This window comes from Prosthecobacter sp., assembly GCF_029946185.1.
Lineage (GTDB): Bacteria > Verrucomicrobiota > Verrucomicrobiia > Verrucomicrobiales > Verrucomicrobiaceae > Prosthecobacter.
In genome coordinates this window covers 1-2,833 of record NZ_JAQSEA010000195.1, presented here as the reverse complement: position 1 = coordinate 2,833, position 2,833 = coordinate 1, and the positions used below count along the sequence as shown (strand labels likewise).

The 2,833-nt window shown below is 60.0% G+C and carries 3 protein-coding genes; all 3 read right to left on the bottom strand.

Features of this window, described 5'->3' with window-relative positions; translation table 11 throughout:
• Positions 1–795, bottom strand: a 795-nt coding sequence (locus tag PSV43_RS16745) for a DUF1549 domain-containing protein (RefSeq protein ID WP_300199850.1), incomplete at its 3' end; no start/stop codon positions are given.
• Positions 796–867: 72 nt separating this feature from the next.
• Positions 868–2,154, bottom strand: coding sequence for a TIGR04283 family arsenosugar biosynthesis glycosyltransferase (locus tag PSV43_RS16740; RefSeq protein WP_300199848.1), 1,287 nt, complete (start codon positions 2,152–2,154; stop codon positions 868–870).
• A gap of 19 nt (positions 2,155–2,173) precedes the next feature.
• A partial coding sequence (locus PSV43_RS16735; RefSeq protein ID WP_300199845.1) for an FAD-dependent oxidoreductase occupies positions 2,174–2,833 on the bottom strand: 660 nt, incomplete at its 5' end.

Genomic DNA, 2,833 nt, shown 5'->3' with positions numbered 1-2,833 from the left:
GTTGTTGAAGGCACGGATGACGTAGTCACGGTAGATCCAGGCGTTCTTCCGGTACAGATTCGCCTCTGACCCATTCGTTTCCGCCCAGCGAATCACGTCCAGCCAATGCTGCGCCCAGCGCTCGCCGAAATGCGGCGAGGCCAGCAGTTCATCCACCAGCGCTGTGTAAGCCGCATCCGCATCCTTCGCAGATGCAGCGACAAACGTCTCCACACGCTCCGGCGTCGGCGGCAGCCCGGTCAGCACGATGGACGCGCGGCGAATCAGCGTCAGCGCATCCGCCGGGCCATTCGGCGTGATGCCCGCCGCCTTCAGCTTCGTCGCCAAAAAGGCATCCACCGCCTTCTTCTCATCGCCTGGAATCGTCGGTCGTTTCACCGGCTGGAAAGACCAGAAATCCGTTCCAGTTTTCACCACCGCATTCATCTGCCCCGGCCACTCCGCGCCTGCCGCGATCCATTGCTCAAACAAGGCCACCTGCTCCTTCGTCAGCGGCTCACCTTTCGGCGGCATGATCATGTCGGGATCGCTGCCATTGATGACTTCAATGAGATAGCTCTTCTTGGAGTCACCGGGCACGATCCCCGCATGCCCGGAGTCGCCGCCCTTCAGCATGACCGCCCGCTGGTCCACGCGAAACTCCGACTTCTGCTTCTCCGGCCCGTGACACTTGAGGCAGTGCTCCTCCAAGATGGGTAGAATCTCCTGTTTAAAATCAACTGCGGCGGCAACACGCAACGATGCGACAACGCAGAGCATGAGGAGCAAAAAGGGACGAATGGCGGGTGTCATCATGAGATCACTTCCGCGTCTGGAAAAAACTAACGAGAAAACTTGGGGAATTCGAAAAACAATGTCCCAAACCAATCACCGCCAGCCTGCCAGGCGCTGGGGGGAGAGACCCGCGTGATAACCGATTAGAATCAATTGATGGCGCAGCATGGTGCGGATCACCCCTGCCTGCTGCCAGCGGCGACCGGAGGTTTCGGCGGCGGCGGGGTGAATGACGATGCGGCCGTGAAGCCGGGCGCGGCAGATAAAATCAACATCTTCGAGGATCGGCCACTCGGGGTATCGACCCAGCGCCGCGAAGTGTGCCCGGCGGACAAAGAGCCCTTGGTCGCCATAAGGAAGCTGGTGGTGGTGGTTTCGACAGGCAGTAAACCGCTCGATCAACGCAGCACCGGCTGGGCGTGGTTCACGCAAGGCAAAGCGAAAAGCACCTGCCATGTTTTTTGATGATCGCATCGACTCGCGAATTGCCTGGGTATAGTTCGTAGGCGGCAGAGTATCGGCATGCAGGAAGAACAGCAGCCCGCCGGTGGCGTGTTGCGCGCCGTTGTTCATCTGCAGGCCTCGCCCCCGCCCCGAGCAGACAATTTGTGCGCCTGCCGCCGTGGCGATGACCAGCGTTTCATCCGTGCTGCCGCCGTCAGCGATGATGATCTCGTGCGGTTGCGCGGCGGCGACATGGCGCAACGTTTCGGCGAGATGCGCTGCTTCATTCACTGTGGGAATGATCACAGAAACGCGTTCGACTTGAGTCTGCAACGCATGCCAGTCGTCGAGGTCGTGTGGTTCATCCACATCGGGCAAGGTGACGAGCAATTCGGGTTGGCTGCCGCTGGCACGGGCTTTCTCGATGGAATCGCTGAGGACATGCGCGGTGCTCCATTCGATGTCTTGAAACAAGGCGGGCACAGGCCTGCGCAGACCGACGAGATAGTAGCCGCCATCCTGCGCGGGACCGAAGATGACTTCGTTTTCCCTCAAGGCATCGAAGGCCTGACTCAGCACGGTTTCATCGAGCCGTGGACAATCCGCACCGATGATGACGAGCGAGTCGCAGCCTTCGGTAAAAGCCTCGTTTGTAGCGCGGTCGATCCGCTGGCCGAGATCGCCCTCGCCTTGCGGTCGGTAGCATGGTTTGGGACCGAGCCAGTCGCGCATCGCTTCTTCATCACCGCCTTCGTAGCGCACTTCGATCCGCACGCCGCGTGCGATGAATAGGCTGACGGCGCGGCAGAGCGCGAGTTCTGTCATCTGCCGCTGCGTTTCCGCCGCACCTTCGGCACCAAGTGCTGGAATGAGCCGCGTCTTCGCTTTCCCGGCGATGGGAAAACGAGTGAAGAGGATCAAGCGTTCGCGGAGCATGGCTGATCCTTAACCAGCATCAGCGCCGCTGCCAGGCCAGCCATTTGTGAAACAGCTTTTTAACAAATGGAGTGAGGCGGGTGCGGTTGTAAAGATCGCCGAGCTTGCGAATGGCCTCGGCCTGCGTCGGATACGGATGAATCACCGAGGCGATGGTGCCGAGACCTATGCCTCCCTTCATGGCGAGTGTGATCTCGCTGATCATATCACCCGCGTGCGCGGCGACGACGGTGGCACCGACGATTTGATCGCTGCCCTTGCGCACATGAACCTTGGCGAATCCTTGCGTTTCGCCGTCGAGGATGGCGCGGTCCACTTTCGCCAGTTCCTGGGTGAAGGTGGTTACTTCGATGCCCTTCTCCTTAGCGTCCTTCTCATACAGGCCGACGTGGGCGATCTCCGGCGAGGTGTACGTGGCCCACGGAATGGTCAAGGCGCTGGCCTTGGCACGACCAAAGAACAGCGTGTTTTGAATGACGATGCGCGCCATGAAATCAGCAGCGTGGGTGAATTGATAAGGCGAGCAGATATCGCCGCAGGCGTAGATGCGCGGATTGGTTGTTTGCAGGCGGTCGTCCACCTTCACGCCCTTCTTGTCGAATTCGACACCGACAGTTTCCAGGCCAAGGCCCTCGACATTCGGCGCGCGTCCGACGGCAACGAGCAAGTGATCGACGAC